The organism is Paenibacillus assamensis DSM 18201 (genome assembly GCF_000422445.1).
GTDB classification, from domain to species: Bacteria; Bacillota; Bacilli; order Paenibacillales; family Paenibacillaceae; genus Paenibacillus_B; species Paenibacillus_B assamensis.
The window spans coordinates 40,024-61,013 of sequence record NZ_AULU01000017.1; the positions used below are offsets into that span (position 1 = coordinate 40,024).

At 43.8% G+C, this 20,990-nt stretch carries 21 protein-coding genes and 1 pseudogene; 7 read left to right on the top strand and 15 right to left on the bottom strand.

Annotation, left to right across the window (positions count from 1 at the left end; all coding sequences use genetic code 11):
- The first annotated feature begins 100 nt into the window (after window positions 1-100).
- The gene (locus H580_RS0110790; RefSeq protein WP_036605067.1) at window positions 101-328 is read left to right on the top strand and encodes a hypothetical protein; all 228 of its coding nucleotides are present in this window, start codon (window positions 101-103) and stop codon (window positions 326-328) included.
- A 598-nt stretch (window positions 329-926) separates the two neighbouring features.
- On the opposite strand, the gene H580_RS0110795 is transcribed toward H580_RS0110790, so the two are convergent.
- Both H580_RS0110795 and H580_RS0110800 read right to left on the bottom strand, forming a co-directional pair.
- Window positions 927-1,754, bottom strand: a complete 828-nt coding sequence (locus tag H580_RS0110795) for a GNAT family N-acetyltransferase (protein ID WP_169449363.1) — start codon at window positions 1,752-1,754, stop codon at window positions 927-929.
- A gap of 76 nt (window positions 1,755-1,830) precedes the next feature.
- Entirely contained in the window at window positions 1,831-2,271 is a 441-nt protein-coding gene (locus tag H580_RS0110800) for an Lrp/AsnC family transcriptional regulator (protein WP_028594799.1), read from the bottom strand.
- A 171-nt stretch (window positions 2,272-2,442) separates the two neighbouring features.
- Between H580_RS0110800 and H580_RS23990 the strand changes: the two are divergent.
- Window positions 2,443-3,519 (top strand): annotated as a pseudogene (locus H580_RS23990) (oxidoreductase); the annotation flags it as partial.
- A gap of 176 nt (window positions 3,520-3,695) precedes the next feature.
- On the opposite strand, the gene H580_RS0110810 reads toward H580_RS23990, so the two are convergent.
- From H580_RS0110810 to H580_RS0110845, 8 genes are all read right to left on the bottom strand, one after another.
- Window positions 3,696-5,084, bottom strand: coding sequence for a chloride channel protein (locus tag H580_RS0110810; protein WP_245583542.1), 1,389 nt, complete (start codon window positions 5,082-5,084; stop codon window positions 3,696-3,698).
- Between the two features lie 34 nt (window positions 5,085-5,118).
- Complete coding sequence (locus tag H580_RS0110815; RefSeq protein WP_028594801.1) at window positions 5,119-5,316, bottom strand: hypothetical protein; 198 nt, start codon at window positions 5,314-5,316, stop codon at window positions 5,119-5,121.
- Complete coding sequence (locus H580_RS0110820) at window positions 5,313-6,266, bottom strand: nucleoside hydrolase (protein ID WP_028594802.1); 954 nt, start codon at window positions 6,264-6,266, stop codon at window positions 5,313-5,315. Before H580_RS0110820 ends, H580_RS0110815 begins: the two co-directional genes overlap by 4 nt.
- Window positions 6,267-6,533: 267 nt before the next feature.
- The gene (locus tag H580_RS0110825) at window positions 6,534-7,079 is read right to left on the bottom strand and encodes a cupin domain-containing protein (RefSeq protein ID WP_028594803.1); all 546 of its coding nucleotides are present in this window, start codon (window positions 7,077-7,079) and stop codon (window positions 6,534-6,536) included.
- A 196-nt stretch (window positions 7,080-7,275) separates the two neighbouring features.
- Window positions 7,276-7,902: a type 1 glutamine amidotransferase family protein gene (locus H580_RS0110830; RefSeq protein ID WP_028594804.1), complete on the bottom strand. Its 627-nt coding sequence runs from the start codon at window positions 7,900-7,902 to the stop codon at window positions 7,276-7,278.
- Window positions 7,903-8,021: 119 nt separating this feature from the next.
- Entirely contained in the window at window positions 8,022-8,987 is a 966-nt protein-coding gene (locus H580_RS0110835) for a helix-turn-helix transcriptional regulator (protein ID WP_028594805.1), read from the bottom strand.
- Between the two features lie 158 nt (window positions 8,988-9,145).
- Complete coding sequence (locus H580_RS0110840) at window positions 9,146-9,853, bottom strand: DNA alkylation repair protein (RefSeq protein ID WP_028594806.1); 708 nt, start codon at window positions 9,851-9,853, stop codon at window positions 9,146-9,148.
- 173 nt (window positions 9,854-10,026) lie between these two features.
- Window positions 10,027-10,551: a hypothetical protein gene (locus H580_RS0110845; RefSeq protein ID WP_028594807.1), complete on the bottom strand. Its 525-nt coding sequence runs from the start codon at window positions 10,549-10,551 to the stop codon at window positions 10,027-10,029.
- A gap of 186 nt (window positions 10,552-10,737) precedes the next feature.
- Between H580_RS0110845 and H580_RS0110850 the strand changes: the two genes are divergently transcribed.
- Window positions 10,738-11,211, top strand: coding sequence for an NTF2 fold immunity protein (locus H580_RS0110850; protein ID WP_028594808.1), 474 nt, complete (start codon window positions 10,738-10,740; stop codon window positions 11,209-11,211).
- Between the two features lie 192 nt (window positions 11,212-11,403).
- On the opposite strand, the gene H580_RS0110855 is transcribed toward H580_RS0110850, so the two are convergent.
- The 3 genes from H580_RS0110855 to H580_RS0110870 form a co-directional block, all read right to left on the bottom strand.
- Window positions 11,404-11,982 (bottom strand): DUF4256 domain-containing protein, encoded by a 579-nt coding sequence (locus H580_RS0110855; protein ID WP_028594809.1) that lies wholly within the window; start codon window positions 11,980-11,982, stop codon window positions 11,404-11,406.
- A gap of 409 nt (window positions 11,983-12,391) precedes the next feature.
- Window positions 12,392-13,357, bottom strand: a complete 966-nt coding sequence (locus H580_RS0110865; RefSeq protein ID WP_028594811.1) for a tRNA dihydrouridine synthase — start codon at window positions 13,355-13,357, stop codon at window positions 12,392-12,394.
- Window positions 13,358-13,395: 38 nt separating this feature from the next.
- A complete protein-coding gene (locus H580_RS0110870) occupies window positions 13,396-13,683 on the bottom strand; it encodes a HesB/YadR/YfhF family protein (protein WP_028594812.1) in 288 nt (95 codons plus the stop codon).
- Between the two features lie 215 nt (window positions 13,684-13,898).
- On the opposite strand from H580_RS0110870, the gene H580_RS23995 reads away from it, so the two are divergent.
- From H580_RS23995 to H580_RS0110890, 4 genes are all read left to right on the top strand, one after another.
- A complete protein-coding gene (locus H580_RS23995; protein WP_051217398.1) occupies window positions 13,899-14,549 on the top strand; it encodes a helix-turn-helix domain-containing protein in 651 nt (216 codons plus the stop codon).
- 147 nt (window positions 14,550-14,696) lie between these two features.
- Entirely contained in the window at window positions 14,697-17,102 is a 2,406-nt protein-coding gene (gene nirB, locus H580_RS0110880; RefSeq protein ID WP_028594813.1) for a nitrite reductase large subunit NirB, read from the top strand.
- Window positions 17,103-17,110: 8 nt separating this feature from the next.
- On the top strand, window positions 17,111-17,428 hold the full coding sequence (gene nirD / locus H580_RS0110885; RefSeq protein ID WP_028594814.1) for a nitrite reductase small subunit NirD: 318 nt from the start codon (window positions 17,111-17,113) through the stop codon (window positions 17,426-17,428).
- Window positions 17,429-17,515: 87 nt separating this feature from the next.
- Complete coding sequence (locus tag H580_RS0110890; RefSeq protein WP_028594815.1) at window positions 17,516-18,295, top strand: formate/nitrite transporter family protein; 780 nt, start codon at window positions 17,516-17,518, stop codon at window positions 18,293-18,295.
- Between the two features lie 165 nt (window positions 18,296-18,460).
- Here the strand turns inward: H580_RS0110890 and H580_RS0110895 are convergent, their stop codons facing one another.
- Together H580_RS0110895 and H580_RS24000 are read right to left on the bottom strand one after the other, a co-directional pair.
- Complete coding sequence (locus H580_RS0110895) at window positions 18,461-19,837, bottom strand: ABC transporter substrate-binding protein (protein WP_028594816.1); 1,377 nt, start codon at window positions 19,835-19,837, stop codon at window positions 18,461-18,463.
- Between the two features lie 28 nt (window positions 19,838-19,865).
- Window positions 19,866-20,978, bottom strand: a complete 1,113-nt coding sequence (locus tag H580_RS24000; RefSeq protein ID WP_036605069.1) for an efflux RND transporter periplasmic adaptor subunit — start codon at window positions 20,976-20,978, stop codon at window positions 19,866-19,868.
- Window positions 20,979-20,990: the final 12 nt, after the last annotated feature.

Sequence of the window (20,990 nt, forward strand, 5' to 3'; positions counted from 1 at the left end):
TCAACTCGTCTATTCCCAGTTCTTCTAATGACGCCAAGATCAGCAAAGTCACTGCACCAGCCTGCATCATTTGCATACAATGCCTAAGGAGGTGAGACAAATGCCGCCTTGGTATCAAAAAGCGATTCAGTTACAAGGTCAGCCAGTAGGTGTATCTTTGGCAAATGGGCAAGGTGTGAGCGGACTGTTATGCAGCATTAGCAATGGTACAGTCATTATTCAAGAGTACTTATACCAGAATCAATTTGCAGCCAAACAATACCCGTTTGCTGCGATCCAAGACATCAACCCATTTCCAGGATGTTACGTACCCAGTCCCGTCTATTAATGAATATTGGTATTGGATAGAAGGAGACATCGCAACCAACAAATAGTTCCCGTTCTCTCTAAGGGCAGGGACTATTTGGTCGTTTGGCGATTCGCCGCTGGGGGTCTGCGCGGAACCTGTATTCATGCCTTGACTTCACTCTAACGGACGCCATTGAGGCTATTTCCTCAAAATTGTGCATATTAGAATGCTAACGATCTTGAGAGAGCTTATTGTAGTGATTATAGCGAAAAACATCGATCTATTTGGAAAATAAGCTCTCTGACGACCGTTACATTTCAAAACAAGTTCAAATCAGCTAAATAGCCGCTGTGGCACCCGTTAGCGTTGGATCGTGCTACTTGATAGCACACTTTTGTGCTCGGTGGTGTTGGATCGTGCTACTCGGTAGCACACTTTTGTGCTTGTTGGTGTTGGATCGTGCTACTCGGTAGCACACTTTTGTGCTTGTTGGTGTTGGATCGTGCTACTCGGTAGCACACTTTTGTGCTTGTTGGTGTTGTTTCGTATTACTCGGTGTTATTTAGTAGAACGCACTAGTGTCCAGTCGTGTTATTTGATGTTACTTAGTGGCAGCATTCTACTGGCTTCGTTCATCCTAAAAATGGAACCAATTAATCTTATAGCGATGCGAGCGCTCTAACCCTGCCTTCTCCGCCGTTTTTTGCGAGGCAATATTACTCTCCATGCAATCCCACCATGCGCTAATCCGCTGTTCATCGAACTTTTGCAGCAGACGTGTCACCAATCCGCTGGACAATCCTTGTTTCTGGTAAGACTCCAATGTCTCTACGCCAATCGTGTGTGTCGATTGAAACTTAGCAGAGGATACCGCGATGCTTGCTACTTCGTTGGATTCGGAAAGTGCTGCATATCCATAACCCTTCCCTATATAATTGCTCAGCGTTCCCCAATATTGCTCGATGTAATTCACTAAGAAATTTGCATTTTTAATTTCACGCTTATCTAGCTCGAGCATCGCTTCATCTATCTCTACAACCTTAAATAAGCCTATTTTATCATCGTAAGGCACATGACTATTTTGCGAAATAACAGACTTATACACATACTGATAACTCTCATCTATTTTACGATTCCCAATATGCTGATGGATTGCGGGATACCAATCCTCCGAATCTACTGAAAACTCAAAGTAAGAAGTATCTTTCTTTTGTAAAAATGGTATAACTTCATCCTCTATTAACTTCGCCAAAGATGAATGGAAAGCCATATTGCTAGCATTGCCCATGAACGTAAAGCATCCCAATCCACTGGACCACACTAACGCGGATGAAGGATTTGACGCATCATCGGCCCATACTACTCCGGGATTATTACCAGCAACGACTCCTGCAAACATCATATCACTGCTGCTCCTAATCAATCGACTAGCCAACCATTCATTACGTTCTTTTATAAGTATCACAATCTCATCCTCACTCATGTTGGTTTATCTTGTTAGACTTACTCGATAAATGAATGCATAAATCCTCTACACAGACTTATTCCTCTTGGATCGTAGGAATGATACTTTTCTGATCGATTAACGACGACATAACAATTAATGTGGTGGAATCTCCGTGCTCTCCACTAGCATTAATAAATGCCTCCAATGTCTCCATCGTATCGGTGACGACTTTTAGCAAATAGTTATATTGTCCGCTTATTCTGTGCAGTTCCATAACATCGGGATATTCCTTGCAAAATTCAACAAACTTCTCACAGCGCTTCGTATGAAAAAGCAGGTAGGCACTAATGCATTTATGCATCTTCTCTGGAGAAACAACAGCTCGATATCGGGTAATGACGCCTTTCTCCTCCATCCTGCGAACCCTCTCGGTAGCTGCGGGTTGGGACAAGCCGATCATTTTCCCTAATTCCGTCATCGAAATGCGTGCCTGTTCCTGCAAGATCATGACAATTTCCTTGTCCACTTGATCCATTCGAAAACACCCCTTTAATTTTAAAAGAAATATCTTCCTAAAAACTTGAATTTCAAATTCACTATAGCATAATTCCTTCAATGTCACCTGTAAAATGAAATGCTGATCCTTTACCATAAATCATAAGGAAACGGAGTCGTAAGAAACGATAAAGCAAAGACAGACTATTAAAATGGGAGGAATACCTTTATGAGTATAGGAAAAGCGCAATTACTGCAGCCGATTGAAATGGGAGCATGGAATCTTCGCAACCGAATTGTTATGGCACCAATGACACGCTGCTTTGCCGATCGTGAAACAGGAGTTGTCGGCCTCGATGTGGTCGAATATTACCGCACACGAGCGGCTGATGGTGTTGGCCTCATTATTTCAGAAGGCATTACGATCAGCCCTCGTGCAAAGGGTACGATTGGTTTACCTGGTTTGTATACAGAGGATCAAATAAAAGGTTGGTCAAAAGTAACCGATGCCGTCCATCAAGCAGGTGGAACGATTATTGCGCAACTCTGGCATGTGGGAAGACTTACGCATCATGAGATTGCAGGCGGCCTTCCGCCGCAAGCACCTTCTGCTATCCAAGCGAACGGCCATGTTCATAGGATCGGTAAGCCATACGATATCCCAGAAGAAATGTCAGCAGCTGACATTGAAGAAGTCATTCAGCAATATGCGTCGGCGGCACACAATGCTAGTAGCGCTGGCTTTGACGGTGTTGAAATTCATGGCGCGCATGGATATTTGATTGACCAATTCAATTCCGAGCTATCGAACCACCGTCAAGATCAATACGGCGGTGACTTACGCCAGCGCCTAACCTTTATGAAAGAAGTGACGAAGGCCGTTATAGCCGAAATTGGTGCCGATCGGACCATTATGCGCTTCTCTGCCTTCAAAGATGATGCGCGTGACTATATGTGGGAAGATCCCGATGCGGCTGTCCGCACGTTTGTGGAAGCATTTAAGGAGAGTGGATTAACGATGATCCATCCTTCTACGATGGACTATAGTCAAGTCGTTGCCGATGGCCTGACCCTGCATGAGATTGTCCGTACATATTGGGACGGCAGCATTATAGGGGTTGGAAACTTGAATCCCGAGCTTGCCGAACAGGCTATACATACTGGAACCATTGATGCCGCCGCATTTGGACGTCCTTTCCTTGCCAATCCAGATTTGGTAAGTCGAGTGAGTCAGGAAAAGGAGTTTATCACCTTCGATGCCAGCAAACATTTTGATGTGTTGGTGTAAGCTCTTTACTAAACCAAAATAGACCGCCTACCAAGAGGGACGATCTATAGTCGCAGTCTATAGTTTCAGTCTATATCGATCTCTTATCTCACTCTTGCAGCCAAACGCTCAATAAGCAGATAACGGTTAGGAGTCGTGTTCGTGCACGGCTCTTTTTATTGGATAAGCAGTTTACATCAAGAAGCTTCAGATTTATTCCAAGTCAACTTCGCCATATACTTCGGCAAATAAGCTGCCGCTACCATTAGCAGTATTAGCTTTAGCGGGAACAGCAGCATAAAGAGGAGGATAACCGCGATTGGCTTTTTCAGCACGGCACTTGTTAACGCAGTCGTAACGATCGTAATCGACGTTACAGGATCGAGCGGAAATAACATCGCAATTCCATAACCTATACTTACCCCCGCAAAAATAATCGGAAAGATATGTCCTCCACGCCATCCTGAAACTAAGCAAGCTTCGGTCACAAATAACTTTGCTATCCCAATACCTATTAATAAATAAGCAGACATCTGAGTCCACTCTGCCGCTAATATGTTCAACTGATGCTCCCCTGAAAATAACGTGAGTGGGAGTAAGGTTCCGATTGTTCCTAGTATCAATCCGCCGATTACCGCTTTTATGACCTTATAATGCTCCAGTGGCTTGAGACCCTTATGTAGAATATGTCCGAAATATTTATATACTTTCGCAAGTAATACACCTACTAGAATTAGTGGGATTGTCGCCATTAATTCATTCATCCCAACTGCTGCAGGGCCAAAATCCGCAAGCGACAACTGCCTGTTGTCTATTTTAGAAAGCAGCATAAATACAAAAAAGCCTGCGATCGTAGTCACGACATAAACGAGAGTCTTCATCCATTTGACGCGCTTTGAATCTTTACTATCTTCCAGTAACGTATAAGCACCGAACAGCGGTGCCCTAAAAATCATGCCCACTGCCGCTTCCACACTATACTCAATTACAAATTCCCCATGTTCATTCAAAACTGTTCTTTTCTTAACAAAAGATTTAATGGCTTCTCCTGCCCATGTAGCAAGCCCTCCCACAATACCTACCAACGCCGCCTCAGGACCAAGACTGGCTCCAAAAGAAAGAACACATATCGCAGTGATGACACTTTTATATAAAGAGCGATAATCAATTCGGTTCGTTGACTTGAATTCAGCAAGTACAGCATCCATCGTACGGGGGTAATTGCCAAAATATTTTTGACATAACCCGACCAAAATACCTCCGACCAGACAGACAAGTACAGTCCAGAATTTCATATTCAGCATATTCGGTATATCCGTCCAAATAAGATGAGTGGTAAATGAAACGACTGCTAAGAAGCTCCATGTCAGTACTCCCGTAATTCCACCAATAATGATGCTGTATATAAATAAGTTGCCCATGCCCAAGAATCTCATTGTCTTGTATGTTCCCACTTTCCTTCGGTGTTCTACTGTAAATGCTATTCTTGTTCCTATGCTGTTACTTCTATATACTTCTGTTACTTTTTCTGCTTCTTCTGCTGCTTTTGCTGCTCTGCCTCTTACACTTGCAATTCGCTTCCACATGACACAACGGTTTCGTCTCATTATTATTCATTATTCATGCTGGCAATATTCGCAATACATGGATAACTTCCTTAGGCAAAGATGGCTTCATTTGGCTTCCTTCGTTTTCATTCAAAATCGGGAGGCTAAGAAGATGGATGGAGTCGATTGTATGCGCAGTGCGAACAAAATTGTAAAACGACAATGTAATTTCTTTTTTTAAGCGACCGCATCGCTTTTTCTCTATTTTCAAAAAATACGTACCTCCGCTCTCTTCGCCAGCTCTGTAATATAATCAAAAAACGCCTCACGATCTACATCATAAACGACCTGTACCGGATGGCCTACATCCGTTGCAACCGTCCGACCTTGGCCTGCACCTTCCGTTATAACAATGCTATTTATCGGCTGCACTTTTACCAAATCGCGTTTACCGATAAACGCTGTCGTTAATACATCCCACAAGTAATACGTCGAATTCGTTTCGAAGTGAACTAGCGGCGGAACGATCGCATAGCTTTGTCCAAGGAAATCTAATCCAACATGCTTACGCCCCTTCGCCCAACGCTGACGAATATCTAAAGTCAAGGGCACTTGATTTGTACTTTCCAATGCGACGAGAACAATTTCAATTCCGCTCCCCCATACCCGCGCAGCAGCCTCAGGGTCCCAATAAACATTCCACTCTGCTGTCCCATCATGCTCAGGCTCCTCCACATTGCCTTCTTCACGGAACGTTCCGCCCATCCATACAAGGCACTCTATTTTCTCTTCAATGGTAGGATCGATCTCTAAAGCGCGAGAAAGGTCAGTTAGCGGACCTGTAAACAGCAAGGTCGTCTTTCCTTCCGTTGCACGCAGCGTATCAATAAGGTGCAGATGTGCTGGCTTATCAGCTACAGGAGTAACAATTTTGCCTGACTCATTCAACAGCGGAAGTGCCTCAACATAGAAAGCATGCATACGCCATTCTTTCGGAAAAGGATTTTTCCCTCGGGAATTAGACGCTGCAACCTCCAAGTTTCTGCCACTGCCGAAGCGGTCAATAATTTTGCGACTTGCCAACATAGCTGGCTCTAAGTAGCTATCCGCTGGAATCACCGAGACCCCCGTCAAATTTACATTGTCCATTTGCAGCAGCAAGAACAATGAAGTTAAATCATCAACGCTGCCGTCATGGTTAAAGTAAATGTTTTTCTTCATCCCTCTGTCTCCATTCCGATACATTTAACACACTTTGTTGGTTGTGATTTTATGGTATGTATTTGTTCTTTTTCGTTTAAATTGTGACAATAATGCAGGTATATAAGTTGGAAAGAGGCGCAGAATGACGTATCCTAGCTTGAACGAAGCCGGACCGAGAATGTAAAAAGACACGGAAACACAATTCCGCGTCTTGCAATCTAATTGTTCACTTGCACCCCTCGATTAAACTCTTCTTCATCTGCTAGCAAAATACAGTAAAGCCGTTTATTCAGCAGCCATTGCAATCGCTTTTGTTTCTTGAATGGTGCCAAATGGATGCTCTGGCGGGGCATAAATGGTGTAGAGCTTGAGTGGTTCTCTACCTGTATTAATAATATTATGCCAGGTTCCAGCAGGGACCATAATCGCAGTATCATCATTGACTCTTTGTTCAATCGTCAAATTATCTTGCCTATCGCCCATCCGTACGAGCCCTTCACCATCTTCAATCCGTATGAACTGATCCGTGCCAGGGTGAACTTCCAGACCGATATCATCTCCAACATTAATGCTCATCAAAGCGACTTGCAGATGATTACCCGTCCATAGAATCGTACGATAATTACGATTCTGCTCAGCAGCTTGATCCATATTCACGACAAATGGATTTGGGCCATAATCCTTTAACTGAATCAGTCTATCATTGACGTGCTGGCTAGGGTTCCAATTATATTGATGAGGATACCAATTATACATAGAATGTTGGTTATTCCCGTTGTTAGGCATGCTTGGACTGTGCCATTGATAGCTATTGCATGACTTACAGTACAAATTCATACTCATGTTCATGTTCCTCTCATGAATGCATTGTTTACCCTCATCCTATGCACTCGCCTATGTAAAGGTAACAGTAGGAACCTAAAATCCCCCATAACTTTTCAATATCCAATCAATCCACTCCACTTGCGACTACGTCCTTTACGTTTACTCCACCTGCTCCCACATGCTTATTGCTCAGCTTATACACTCATTGGATTGAATCCATCAACTCATAATAATATTGAGGTTCATGAGTCTTATGAAGACGATACCAGGCATCTAAAGTTTTTGCGGAGAACACATTCAAGGCCCTCAGGACTTGTACCGTAAATTCCAACGGAGCTACTCCAGATGCAGTAATCAAAGCTCCATCCGTTACCGCAGATTCCTTTTTGTAATACGCTTCGCCCGTATAAGCAGGGCAGATCATTTTAAGGTACTCCAGATCATTGCTTGTATGCCAACGTGAATGTAGCAATTCTGCCTGAGCAAGTCCCATGGTAGCACCACAAATCGCTGCCACCAACTTCCCCTCATTTAAACAGCTCGCTGCCATTTTTAAAATGGGTTGGTGAATGGCTTCCGTCCACGTATCTCCACCAGGTAAAATCAATGCATCTATGCTCTCAATGCTGCAATCATCCAGTTGAAGGTCAGGCTGTATTTTCAATCCGCCCATAGTCGTTATAGGGGTCTTTTCCATTCCTACCGTAACGATTTTGCATGGGGACAGGCCTTTCTTAAAATATCTTCCCGAGTTCAACTCCGCAGTTAAGTAACCTATTTCCCAATCTGCCATTGTGTCAAAAACATATAGATATACCGTATGATTCATTAAGTAAATCCCCCCATAGTTCACTATCCGTTGAATACTATCAACTTGCTATTCATCGTTAATCATTGATTATCTCCATAATAAAATAGCTCCACTGACAACTGCTGTCAGTGAAGCTGTTAAAGTTGATAATGTTCCATTAATTCCGACACCACTGCAAGAAGTGCATCCTTCACACTTTGAGGTTCGATGACTTGAATGGATTTCCCATAGGGTAGTAGTAAATAAGGGATATAGCTATGGCTGGCTTCTTCCTCAAGTATAAAGGTTGCTTGATTGGATGTTCGATCTTTCAGATGATGTCCCAAGTACCAATGTAGGCATAGATCATCCAATGCTTCTGGTCTGCCTCCGATAGTTACAGCAACTAAACCATTCTTGCCCGCTGCATCATGCAGCAAATTTTGCATAAAAAATTCACGGGCCGAAAAAGTATCAGGACGCTCAAATAGATGTTGAGTACGCTTGATTTGTTGAATACGGTCTATGCGAAAGCAGCGAATCTCATTTCTAAGGTGGCAAAAGGCAACCGTATACCATTTATCGTTCCAGTAAACCATTCCATAAGGATCTACCAACCTGTGCTTCGGTTGCTCTTCACGGTTTGTTCGATATTCCATTTCTACAGAAAACTCGCTTGCTACAGCCTGCTCCAATTCTGCCAATATCGTCTGAACAGAAGGAAGAGCTGCCGTACGATTGATAACTTCAAATCCTGTTAATTGACGACTAAGGTTAGCTTCTTGCTCCTGATTGGAATACATTTTCAACTTTGATGTCGCATTTTCTAATGCATCACTCAGAGGATATCCCGCTTCTTTTGCAAAAACAGCAGCATGAAGGAGCGCCTTCTTCTCATCCATATCAAATATTAGCGGCGCTTTAATGAAATGATTCAGCAAGCTATATCCGCCATGATGACCTGCGTCGGATATAATAGGCACTCCACTGGCACACAAGGCGTCTATATACCGATATACGGTCCTTATGTTGATTTCTAACTTTTCTGCTATTTGCTTTGCAGTTATTTTTCCGCCAGCGTTCAACATCCATAGGATGGCGAGCATATTATCGTTTTTAGGCATTGTGTGTTCCCTCGTCACTCTTCTAAACTAAGCTACTATACGTGCTTACTACTTTATAAGTCACACTGTTCTTTTGATGTCGAACCATCCACATCGCGCATTCCGTAATTCATATTACTCTTCACAAGGTTGATATGGGAAGCTTAACAAATAAGGGACTAACACCTTACATGCTTACGCTTAAAGCCAACCTGTCCTTTATCAATTGCCTTTTGAATATTTTCGGACGCGTTAATAAACTTGCTTTTTCCTTTCTCTGTTTGGACTTCGAGCGAGCCTACTGCCTTCGCAGTTTGAACCGCCAGATCGTGAAGTGGCATGTAGGAAGTTGCTACCGTATACAGGAAATTATTCATAGAATACTTCGTTCTTTCAGGAGCATCATAAATCGTATTTTTCACCGTTTCAAGCATGCTAGCGATTTTGCTTTCCGAAAACTCATGGTCTTTGCGATTGCCCAACAACCAGCAGTAGCAGCTCCAGCCTGCTGACATTTTGAGCTCCTCGCCACTTGTAATCCAATCATCTGCCACTTCCTGTGCAATATCTGCTTCAGCCAACGTTACCGCAACCACATAATCGGAAAGCATATAGAAGTAAGCCGTATCCATCCACCGATCAAAATCCGCCTTCGTCATTGCTTTCGGATCTGCAATTATGCCAGCAAAGTACATAGCGTCATAATTCCCTGTGGCATAAAGCTGCTCAGCCAACTCTTGATTGATCTTGATCTTCTTCGCAATTGGCTTCATTTGGCCTGTAGCCACACCAAAAAGCGGCTCGTGCGCACCACTAGACATATATATTTTCTTCGTTCGTTCTTTACCGAGCGCTTCAAGCTCTTGAATCACCGTTTCAAAATTCATCATATATCACTTCTTTCCTTGAAGGTTTCTATTAAGATTATAACCATTGATTTTATGACTCATGTAATCCTTACTCTGCTTTCCCTATTATACAAAAAGGCCCCCCTAGCCTGCACCTTTTTGAAGCAATCAGACTGGGGCTACCTTTTAAATTACAGCTCCTTGCTCGAATTTTATATGTAAGGTTCATAATCATTTTCATATGATATTTTCGTCTCTTCAAGTGTCGGAGTTTCTAAAAATTCCACTTTTTCAATGTTCATGTGAAAGAAATCATTAGCTAATATTCTGACTATTCTCTCTACACTCATTTTATCCCACTCTTGAGACAGCTTTGAATATACATAAATGTAAGTAGGCTTATGTCCTTTATCATTTATTGGAGCAGCGTGATTAACTTGATATACGATTTCTTCTTCGTTCCTCGGATATATATAACTATAATCAACATCTTTGCTACCTCTAATAAAGCTATTAATTCCGTCACAAAAATCTTTATCTACATTATTTTTATCAATTTCATTGTTTAATAAATTAAGGAGACAAGGTTGAGTCAATAAATCAAAATGTCCTAAAAAGTTGGTTTTTTCTTCATCTAAATATAATACAATTTCATCATTACAACTTTTTTCACAGAATCCATATACTCCATACCAAAATAGCCAATGTCGCACATTTACATATATCGTATTAGCCATATCCCATCATCTCCTACTTCATTTTGATTCTCTACTATATATAAATTGAAGTTATTACTTCATATATGAGAAACTATGGAAGAGGCCATAAGTCTTATTACGGCTAATCCATTTGTCAGCAAGCGTATTAAAATCAATTATCGGACACGTAATAGCCTAATTTCACACTATTAGAGGTGTTAAGCCATGGATAATCAAGAGTTGAACAAACATTTAGTTAATATCGTCCAAGAATACGGATCAAAATGGAACGTCATCGAAGATCGCATTTATAAGCAGTTTACACAAGAAGAAGCTGAATTAAGAGAAAAATATACCGGTGATGAATATCATTTTGTAACACGAACAGATTGGCATGAAGAATTTTCGGGGCTAATCAGCCCTATTTTTGTTGAATACTGCACCGACAAAAAGAGGGTGTATGGCGGTACAAGCAGACAGAGCTTTGGTTTCCCGGTGAAATTCAATGGGATAGAGCACCCTATTGAAACAAGTGTTGAACGTAAGAATAAAAACCGTGCAGAAGTTTATATCAAAACAGAAACTAACTTTGATGATGAATATCTGTTTGTGTTATTGAGAAAGGCCGATACATGGAAAATTGATAACTATAAAAATAGGCGTTACGGCAATGAAAAGTGGAATACTTGCATACTATGAATTACATACTAAAAGCAAAATCCCTAACCCATTATAAATATGGTTAGGGATTTATATTTAATTAGGCAGGATTGATCAGGCCCAACCTTACGTGTAAGCACCCAATTCCCCACGAAGCATAGATCGCATCACATCCAAGTCAATCTGTTACTACTTGAAGGGCTACGTCCATCTTTACCTTTTGTCCATTATTTATACCCTTAGTGAGCCACGGAATCCTCTAGCCGCATAATACGATTCTGCTCCATTATGGTACACAAAGACCATATCATAACGTCGATCGCAAAAAATAGCCCCGCCAAGCTTTCTAATAGCGGCCGGTGTTTGCACCCAACTCGATGTTTTTTTATCGAACTCCCCAAGCTTCTGAAGCTCTCGGTATTGTTCTTCCGTTAACAGTTCAATGCCCATGTCAGCCGCCATATTTATGGCGCTATTTTCTGGTTTGTGCTGCTTTCTGGACTCCAATGCTTCATGATCGTAACAAACACTTCTGCGCCCCTTAGGACTTTCCGCTGAACAATCATAGAAAATGTATTCGCCTGATTGCTCATCATAACCAACAACATCCGGTTCGCCTTCCGTCTTCTCCATCTCATAGAGCGACCACAGTTTGTCAGAATTAGCTTCGAGCTTCGCTTGAACGTTAGTCCATTCAAGGTCTGAATGGCGGTCCATATTTTTCTCAAATCGTGCTTTTAATATTTTAAGTAGTTCCTCTTGTTGTTCTAGCGATAATTCCTTTTTACTGCTGCTTGGACTCGTTGTCATATTCATTTCCCCCTTCTATTTACTTTCCAAAATATCATTGAAAATTAGCCCATCCCCATCCATATGAATCATTTAAAAGCGAATAGTGTCATACTCAGGTAATGTAGACCATTCATCATAGTTCGTATTTTCTTTTGTAAGTGGTTTCTTTTCTTGCACGGCTTCTGTCTGTACGGATTGCTGATATCTGCTTGATTACTACAAGCAGTCAGTATAGTTACTGCCGCAATGAATAGTATAACCAGTTTGTTCATGCTAAGTCATCTCCTGTTGTATGATTGCCTGTCATTTTAATATACTTGCTCGCATTTTTCTAAAACTAGCACCCTAAACCTTTTATAACCCTGTCGCCAAAAAAATAAAAAGAGAGAGGCTAAACGCCTCCCTCCTAAGTCTACAGTATGAACCTTTACTGTTCCTCCACCACAAATTCATCGAGCAAGGCACGTGCTTCACTCGTCGACTTGGCATTCATTAAGCTATTTCTCAATTCACCTGCTCCTCGGAATCCACGGACATAGATTTTGAAGAAGCGCGTAAGAGCGCTGAACGAACGTGGAATCAGTGCTGAATAGTGATCATGGAGATCCAGATGCAGCCGCAGCAGATCCAGCAATTCCTTACTGCTGTGTTCCTTCGGCTCCTTCTCAAACGCAAACGGATTCTGGAAAATACCACGCCCAATCATGACTCCATCTACACCGTATTTTTCAGCGAGCTGCAATCCCGTCTGACGATCTGGAATATCCCCGTTAATCGTTAGCAGTGTATCTGGTGCCACCTCATCACGAAGTTTCTTAATCTCGGGAATCAGCTCCCAGTGAGCGTCTACTTTGCTCATTTCCTCTCTAGTCCGCAGATGAATGGACAAATTCACAATGTCCTGTTTTAGAACATGGGTTAACCAGTCGCGCCATTCATCTACTGCTGTGAAACCGAGCCTTGTTTTTACACTGACGGGCAGTCCCCCGGCTTTGGCGGCCTGGATAATATCCGCTGCAACGTCGGGACGACAGATCAGTCCGCTTCCCTTCCCATTCCCAGCTACATTCGCTACAGGACAACCCATGTTGATATCGATACCTTTAAACCCTGCTTTCGCCATGCCGATACTCATTTGACGAAAGAATTCCGGCTTATCTCCCCAAATATGCGCTACAATCGGCTGTTCATCCTCTGTAAAAGTCAAACGCCCGCGCACACTATGGTTCCCCTCTGGGTGACAATAGCTCTCCGTATTCGCAAACTCCGTAAAAAACACATCCGGTCTGGCTGCTTCACTTACGACGTGGCGAAACACAACATCCGTTACATCCTCCATCGGGGCCAGTACAAAAAAAGGTCGTGGCAAATCACGCCAAAAATTATCCATTATATCAAATACCTCTCTATACAATTTACGCGGTCAACCATTTATCCAACGATCATATGGATCTCTTCCAACTTTTCATCGAAAGAAATGGTTAGATCTTTGCTGTCCAGATACCAGAGATTATCTTCCTCCATATAGAAATGAATGCCCTCTACCGTATGGGTAAGTCCTGGTCTTGTAGGTTCATCCTTCGTAACACCAAGTGATAATCCCGGGCACACACTTCCGCAGCCACCCATCTTTACGAAAATCCGCAGGTTGTCACCTTCTACTAACTCCATTTGCTCTTTGTACCAACGTGCCGCCATTGTTTCTACTACTAACTTCATCTCTCTCAACTCCTTACTCTATCTCTGTTCTTCTATTGTAACCCGATTGTACCATTATAAATGACAAATGGAGAAACAAAGCAACTTCTCGGCCCATTTCCTAAAATAACCTTTCGGGATCGTTAGGAATCCAGATTGGATTCGTAAACTCTACGGAGCGTTTATTGAAGGAGCTGCTAATAATTGTTACTCTTCATGTACAGGAGGTGTACTATATGGATTGCCGTAAGGTCGGAGGACTGATTTATACCGTTCGTAAAGAGAAAAAGATGACGCAAAGTGAATTAGCCCATCTTTTGAATATTAGTGATAAGACGATTTCAAAATGGGAGCGGGGGTTAGGTTGCCCCGATGTGTCCTTACTTGGAGAACTATCCAACGTGTTAGGGGTAAATATCGAGCAAATTCTATTAGGTAACTTAGATCCTAACGAGCAGGATAAAGGAAATATGGTGAACGTGAAATTTTACGTCTGCCAAACTTGTGACAATGTAATGACCAGTACGGGAGCTGCGGGCCTTTCATGCTGCGGCAGAACGCTGGAGCCTCTGCTGCCAAAGCCGGATAACGCTGATCATCACATAACGGTTCTCGAACTGGAGGATGACTACTTTGTTACAATGGCGCACGAAATGAGCAAAGACCACTATATATCATTTGCAGCGTATTGCTCGTACGACAGAATGATGATTATCAAATTGTACCCTGAACAACCAGCAGAAGTACGCTTCCCCAAGCTGTCCGCTGGAAAGTTGTATGCGTATTGCAACCAACATGGATTATGGGAATACGAGCAAAAGGAGCTCGGATCAACCTTTACACCTAGTGAATTTGTCTTCTCTAGCTACAACACTCCACATAAGTAGGGTGTCGGTCACTATATTTCAAGCCTTTTCTTATTATTCAATGACCTTTCTAATTTACCCATTTCCCAATTTATGATAAAATAAACTTATCAAATGTGAAACTTTTCACAGATTAAAGTGAATGTTTTCGCAATGAGGAGGATTGCTATGGGGACAGAGAAACTACTGTTAATCGGAAATGGCATGGCAGGCGTAAGAACGATTGAAGCAATCTTGGAACGCAACTCCACCAAATATGAAATAACAATAATAGGCGAAGAGCCATACACCAACTACAATCGCATTATGTTATCCCATGTATTGCAGAACAAGATGACGGTCGATGAGACTATTACCCACCCCATGCAATGGTATAAGGATAATAACATTCAGCTTATTCACCACGATCCTGCTGCACGAATAGATACAAACAACAAACAAGTAACAACAGCGAGTGGCATCTGTATAAAGTATGACAAATGTATTATGGCTACGGGCTCAAGACCGTTTATTTTACCGATTGAGGGTGCACAGCTTCAAGAAGTGGTAGGCTTCCGTACGATTGACGATACGATACAAATGATGGAGCAGGCGAAAAGCTGCAAACGCGCAGCAGTCATTGGCGGAGGATTGTTAGGTCTTGAAGCAGCCAAAGGTTTAATCGATCAAGGCATGGAAGTAACGGTTGTACATTTGGAAAAATGGCTAATGGAAACCCAGCTAAATGAACAAGCAGGACGACTGCTGCAACAAGATTTGGAGCAGCAAGGCATCCAATTTTTAATGGAGAAGCAAACTACTCGAATACGAGGGACAACAAAAGTAGAAGCACTCGAATTTAGTGATGGCAGTGTGCTAGAAGCTGATTTAGTTGTGATGGCCGTTGGCATTAGGCCCGTAACGGGGCTAGCCCAAGATGCTGGTCTGAGCGTTGAGCGCGGAATTGTGGTCGATGACTTTATGGCGGCGAGTGCTGAGGGTGTCTATGCAGTAGGTGAATGCGCCCAGCATAATCGTAGAATCTATGGACTTGTAGCCCCTCTTTATGAACAGGCAAACGTGTTGGCGGATAGATTGACAGATCGAGCAACAGAAGGCTATCGAGGCAGCACGGTCTCCACTTCTTTAAAGGTATCTGGTTGTGACCTTTTTTCAGCAGGAATTATCCATGAGTGTGATGATATTAAAGGGATCGAAGCCTATAATGGCTTGGCTAATAGCTATAAGAAGCTGTTTATTCAAAATAATAAAGTGGTTGGCATCGTGCTTTATGGTGATACGACAGAGGAAAATCGATACTATAAAATGCTGCGCGATGGGGTTGATATTACGACCCTCAATCCTGTGACACTGCTGGCTTCAGCAGATGGTGGGGCAAGCATGAGTGTTGCAGATTGGGATGATGCAGATACGGTGTGCGGCTGTAATGGTGTGACGAAGGGCACCATTGTTCAAGCGATTCATGCACAGCAATTAACATCTGTTGCAGAGGTTACACGCTGCACGAAGGCAGGCAATTCCTGTGGTAAATGTAAAACCACTATCAATGAACTACTAACGCATGTAATCGGAGATAAAGTTACAGCGGCACCTACGGGTATTTGTCCTTGTACGCATTTAACGAGAGACGAAATCGTACTACAGATCCATGAAAAAGGCTTAACGACAACGAAAGAGGTCTTTCAGGAGCTAAACTTCCGCAACGCTGAGGGATGCTCCAAGTGTCGTCCTGCCATCAATTTTTACCTTCATGTTACCTTCCCCAACGAACATACAGATGAAAAAGAATCTCGCTTTGTTAATGAACGGATGCATGGTAATATTCAAAAGGATGGTCGCTTCTCTGTTATTCCTAGGATGCGCGGCGGACAAACAACAGCACAGCAATTGTTGAAAATTGCACAGGTTGCAGATAAATATGAGGTTCCACTTGTTAAAATAACAGGCAGTCAGCGTATTGGCTTATTCGGTGTAAAGAAAGAAGATCTGCCTGATATTTGGGAGGAGCTAGATATGACATCTGCTTCCGCCTATGCAAAAGCAGTCCGCTCTGTCAAAACTTGTGTCGGTGCTAATTTTTGCAGATTCGGTACACAGGATTCCATGGGCCTAGGCATTAAACTGGAGGAACGATTCGAGTATATCGACACCCCGCATAAGTTTAAAATGGGCGTTTCTGCTTGCCCTCGCAGCTGCGTAGAAAGTGGAGTGAAAGATTTTGGTGTCATAGGCTTGGAGAACGGCTTCCAAATTTATATCGGAGGAAATGGTGGAACCGAAATTAAAGAGGCACAACTGCTAACTACGGTTGAGACGGAGCAAGAGGTAATTGATCTTTGTGGAGCGATGATTCAATACTATCGCAAAACGGGCATCTATACAGAACGTACTGCGCCGTGGGTGGAGAGACTTGGGTTGGATCATATTAAATCTGTCCTGCTAGACCCGCAACAGTGCAAAGGTTTGCTTGCTGAACTCGATGAGGCAGTCGCTGGCAAACGCAATGATCCATGGACAACAATTCGTGAAAATGAACGCAGAGAGAAAGAGCTCTTTACCGTGGGGAGAGGATAACCATGACAATGACACCATTCAAGCAAAAAATATTTGTCGCTTATTTTGATGAGATGCCGCAGCGAATTGGACGTGAAATCGTGGTAGATGGCGTTAAAATTGCCGTTTTTCGCTTGCTGGATGACCGTGTTAAGGCCATTGGCGGGGTTTGTCCTCATACACAAGGGCCGCTTGCTGAAGGCATCGTTTCTGGCGAGTATGTGTACTGTCCCCTTCATGATTTCAAAGTTTCCTTGCTCGATGGAGCGGTTCAAGAGCCAGATGACGGATATGTAGCAACGTATGATACTGCTATTGATGATGACAAGGTATACATTTATGTGTAACGTTGTGCGGTAATGATGGGGCTTAATAAGGTTTGATAAGGCTTGATAAGATAGGAACTTTGAATCCTACGTGAAAGAGGAATGTACATGTTCAAACAAAACGTAGAAACGATTGCTGAAGCAGGTGCAGCAAAGCGTGATTATATGAAGCAGCAGCCCTTCGGTTATTTTATTGCCACTTTATTAGCCGGAGCCTATGTGGGATTAGGCATTATTCTAATTTTCTCGGTTGGAGCACCACTTGCACAGGCAGGCTCACCCTTCCAATCACTTATTATGGGAGCAAGCTTCGGGATCGCGCTGACCTTAGTTATTATGGCTGGGGCAGAATTGTTTACTGGCAACAACATGATTTATACGGTGAGTACGCTAGCAGGGAAAACAACAATAAAGGATACGTTATTTAATTGGGTCGTTGTCTTTATCGGCAATTTGCTAGGAGCCATTATTGTTGCGTTATTGGTAAAAGCAGCAGGACTATTTGATGCCGCACCAGTCGATCATTTGATTTTCAATTCTGCTGCGAAGAAGATGACGGCACCATTTAGCGAATTATTTTTTCGAGGGATACTTTGTAATTGGTTAGTTTGTTTGGCCATTTGGATGAGTATGCGCTTGAAAAGCGAAGGAGCGAAAATGTTCGCTATATGGTGGTGCTTGTTCGCCTTTATCGGCAGCGGATATGAGCATAGTGTTGCTAATATGACGCTGCTAAGCGTAGCCATGCTGCTGCCTAATCATCCTGAAGTCATTAATCTAGCAGGCTGGCTGCATAATATGCTGCCTGTCACTCTTGGCAATATGGTCGGAGGTATTTTGTTTGTAGGCATGGCCTATTGGAGAATTTCACCCGTACGAAAAGGATAGATTCTAGAAAAAAGGCCTGGGTTCACTCGCTATCTTCCAATTTTAGTAACACGGTACATTCGACGCATACCATTCCCACTTTCGCATCCTCCTCCACAATTCAGAAACAAAGCCTGTTCTACGGATAAACTCACGAACAGGCTTTTTCTGACGATCCGGTTGCCGTTATTCGTTCAAATAGGTTTTGGCCCGATTCTGAATCAGCTTTGCCACAGTATCCGCTGTTTTCTCTCCGGCAAAGAATGCGGCCGTTTCGGTTTCCACGATGTCCATCAATCGGGGATCGCTGCCATGGAAATACCCTGGTTGCCCGATGAAGGCCATCAGTCGTTCCTTCTCTTGTGCCGTGACTTCTGCCGGTTCCTTCGCGTTTGCGCTCGATTTACCCGTGGTTCCAAACACCATCATTCCCGATCCGTTCTTCTTCAGCTTACTGGCGACGGCAGCTTTATTCATCGGTAACCCCACCCACATGCCGGGATTCGACTGCGCCTTTTCCGATAGCAAATAGCTTATAAATTTCCACGCTTCTTCGGTCACTCCGGATTTGGCGTTGATCGCCAGCATCATGTTGGATGAGAAGCGTAAGCCCGAATGCTTGCCGTTCCCAGGCGGATTCCAAATTTGCCGCTTGGACTGCAATGTCTCCAGAGCAAACAGGGGAGTGGAAAGCGAATGATCACGAAAAATATCCCGGTTTTCTAGAAACTTGTTATAGTTGTCGGACAGCATTCCCGTGCCATACAGTTCCTTCAACTGATTCAATAGCCCGATAAACTCCTCGGTATTAAAGCTGGCCTTTTTCTCCTCCTGGTTGATGTAATGGCCATAGTCGGACATCACGATCTTCCGCAGCAGCGCTGCGGGCGCAACGCCCCCCATAATTTCCAGATCACCCGGCAGATCCTTCGCCAGCTCCGCCCCCTGATGCAGCAGATTACTCCACTTCCAGCTTGCGTCCTCCACCTTCAATTGCCTCAGCTCCAGCGCACTGCTCACGATGTGAATGTCATACCAGATCGGTACGACCACCTTCTTATCCCCTCCGTTGGCTGCATCCATGACACTGATGAACAGTTTCGTGGGGTCAAATTCCGGGTCCTTCTCCATCAGGGCTCTAAGGTCGGCAAGCACTCCCTTGTCCGCATATTTCTCAACATTCAGCTCACTAACAGAGATAATGTCGGCTCCCTTGCCAGACATGAGATCGGTGTTTATCGCGTTCCGATACTTCTCTAGGTCAGCCGGATTAACCTTTTCCTCTAAATTAACAGTCATACCGGGGGATCGTTCAGGCAACGCCACATACTCCTTGATGACGATATCCACATTCGGATTCTTTTTTTCGTAAGCTTTCTCGGCTTGTTCCAGCCACCCTCCCGGGTCTTTCTGCATAACAGCCATCGTCACAACCGTTTTCCCTCCGGTTGATTCGTTCGATGTCTTATTCCCATCGATCTCATTAGTATCATTCGAGCTCGAGCAAGCCGTTACAGCGACAGCCAGCACAAGCAATCCAATCCCCCAAGTCCATCTTCTCATCTCACAAACTCCTCTCCTCTTCTTCCACCTACATTCTGACTAGATCGCCATCTTTCACAGGCTCGCTGCTTTCCGCCACAATCTTCTCTTCCCCAATCAATCCGTCCAATATCACCTGGTTCCGCTCATCCATATCTCCAAGCTTGATATAACGTTTCCGAATCATAAATGTATTGCCCAGCGGTCCCTTCCGTTCTTCCACGATGTATACAAAATCGCCTTTCGCATCGCTATGCACGACTTTTTTCGGCACCGTCGCCATCACTAGTTCGGACTTTCGCTCCCAATGAATGCCTACAGCTTCACCCCCCTTCAGCCCCGCAGCGCTAACCCGAAAGGAAAGCTGCCTCCCGGCTGCGGCATTCGCGGTGGCTTCCGCATCCTTAATGTCAGCCACGCTAGCTCGAATCAAGTCCCTCTGGTTCCCATTCACATAGAGCTCGACCTCCTCGCCAATCTTTAGTCCGCGAACCTGTTCGTTCGCAACCGTCAGCGTCCAACCAAGACCCTGGCTAAGATCCGCAATTTGGATGACAGGCTTCCCCGCGGCTGCAGGCACTCCAAGGTCGGCATTCACCTCGGTCACGATTCCATCGAGCGGTGCAATTACATACTGCTGCTTATTTAAGGCTTCCCGCATACGACTCAACTTTCGTTCCTGAATTTGCATATCCAGTTGTAGATTTTCCATGTCCGTTCGAACCTGAAGATGATTAACTTCGGGCAACGGATTGTAGTGGGCGTCTTTATACTTGGTCTGCAACGTCTCCAACCCCAGTTGATTTTTCTTGTATAGCGCCTCCTCATCGAGCAGCGCGTTGCGGGCCTCGGTTATATCAAGCGTCAGCAACCTTTGCCCTTTCTTCACCTTATCCCCCACCTCTACTTCGATTAGCGCCACTTTCCAACCGGAGTTATCATATACCGATTTGATCTCTCGCGGCGTCAACGTGCCTCCGCCTTTGATCACATAACTCAACTGCTGATGCACCGCCTTCTCGGTTCGCACTTTCGGATACGTTAACTGCTGAATGGTGTTGGAGAAGAAGGTTGTCAGCAGCATCAGCCCGAAAAACAGAGCTGCAGCGATGCGGATGTTTCGTTTACGCTTGGTGCGAAGTACATTCCCGATTTCCATCATTCAACCTGCCTT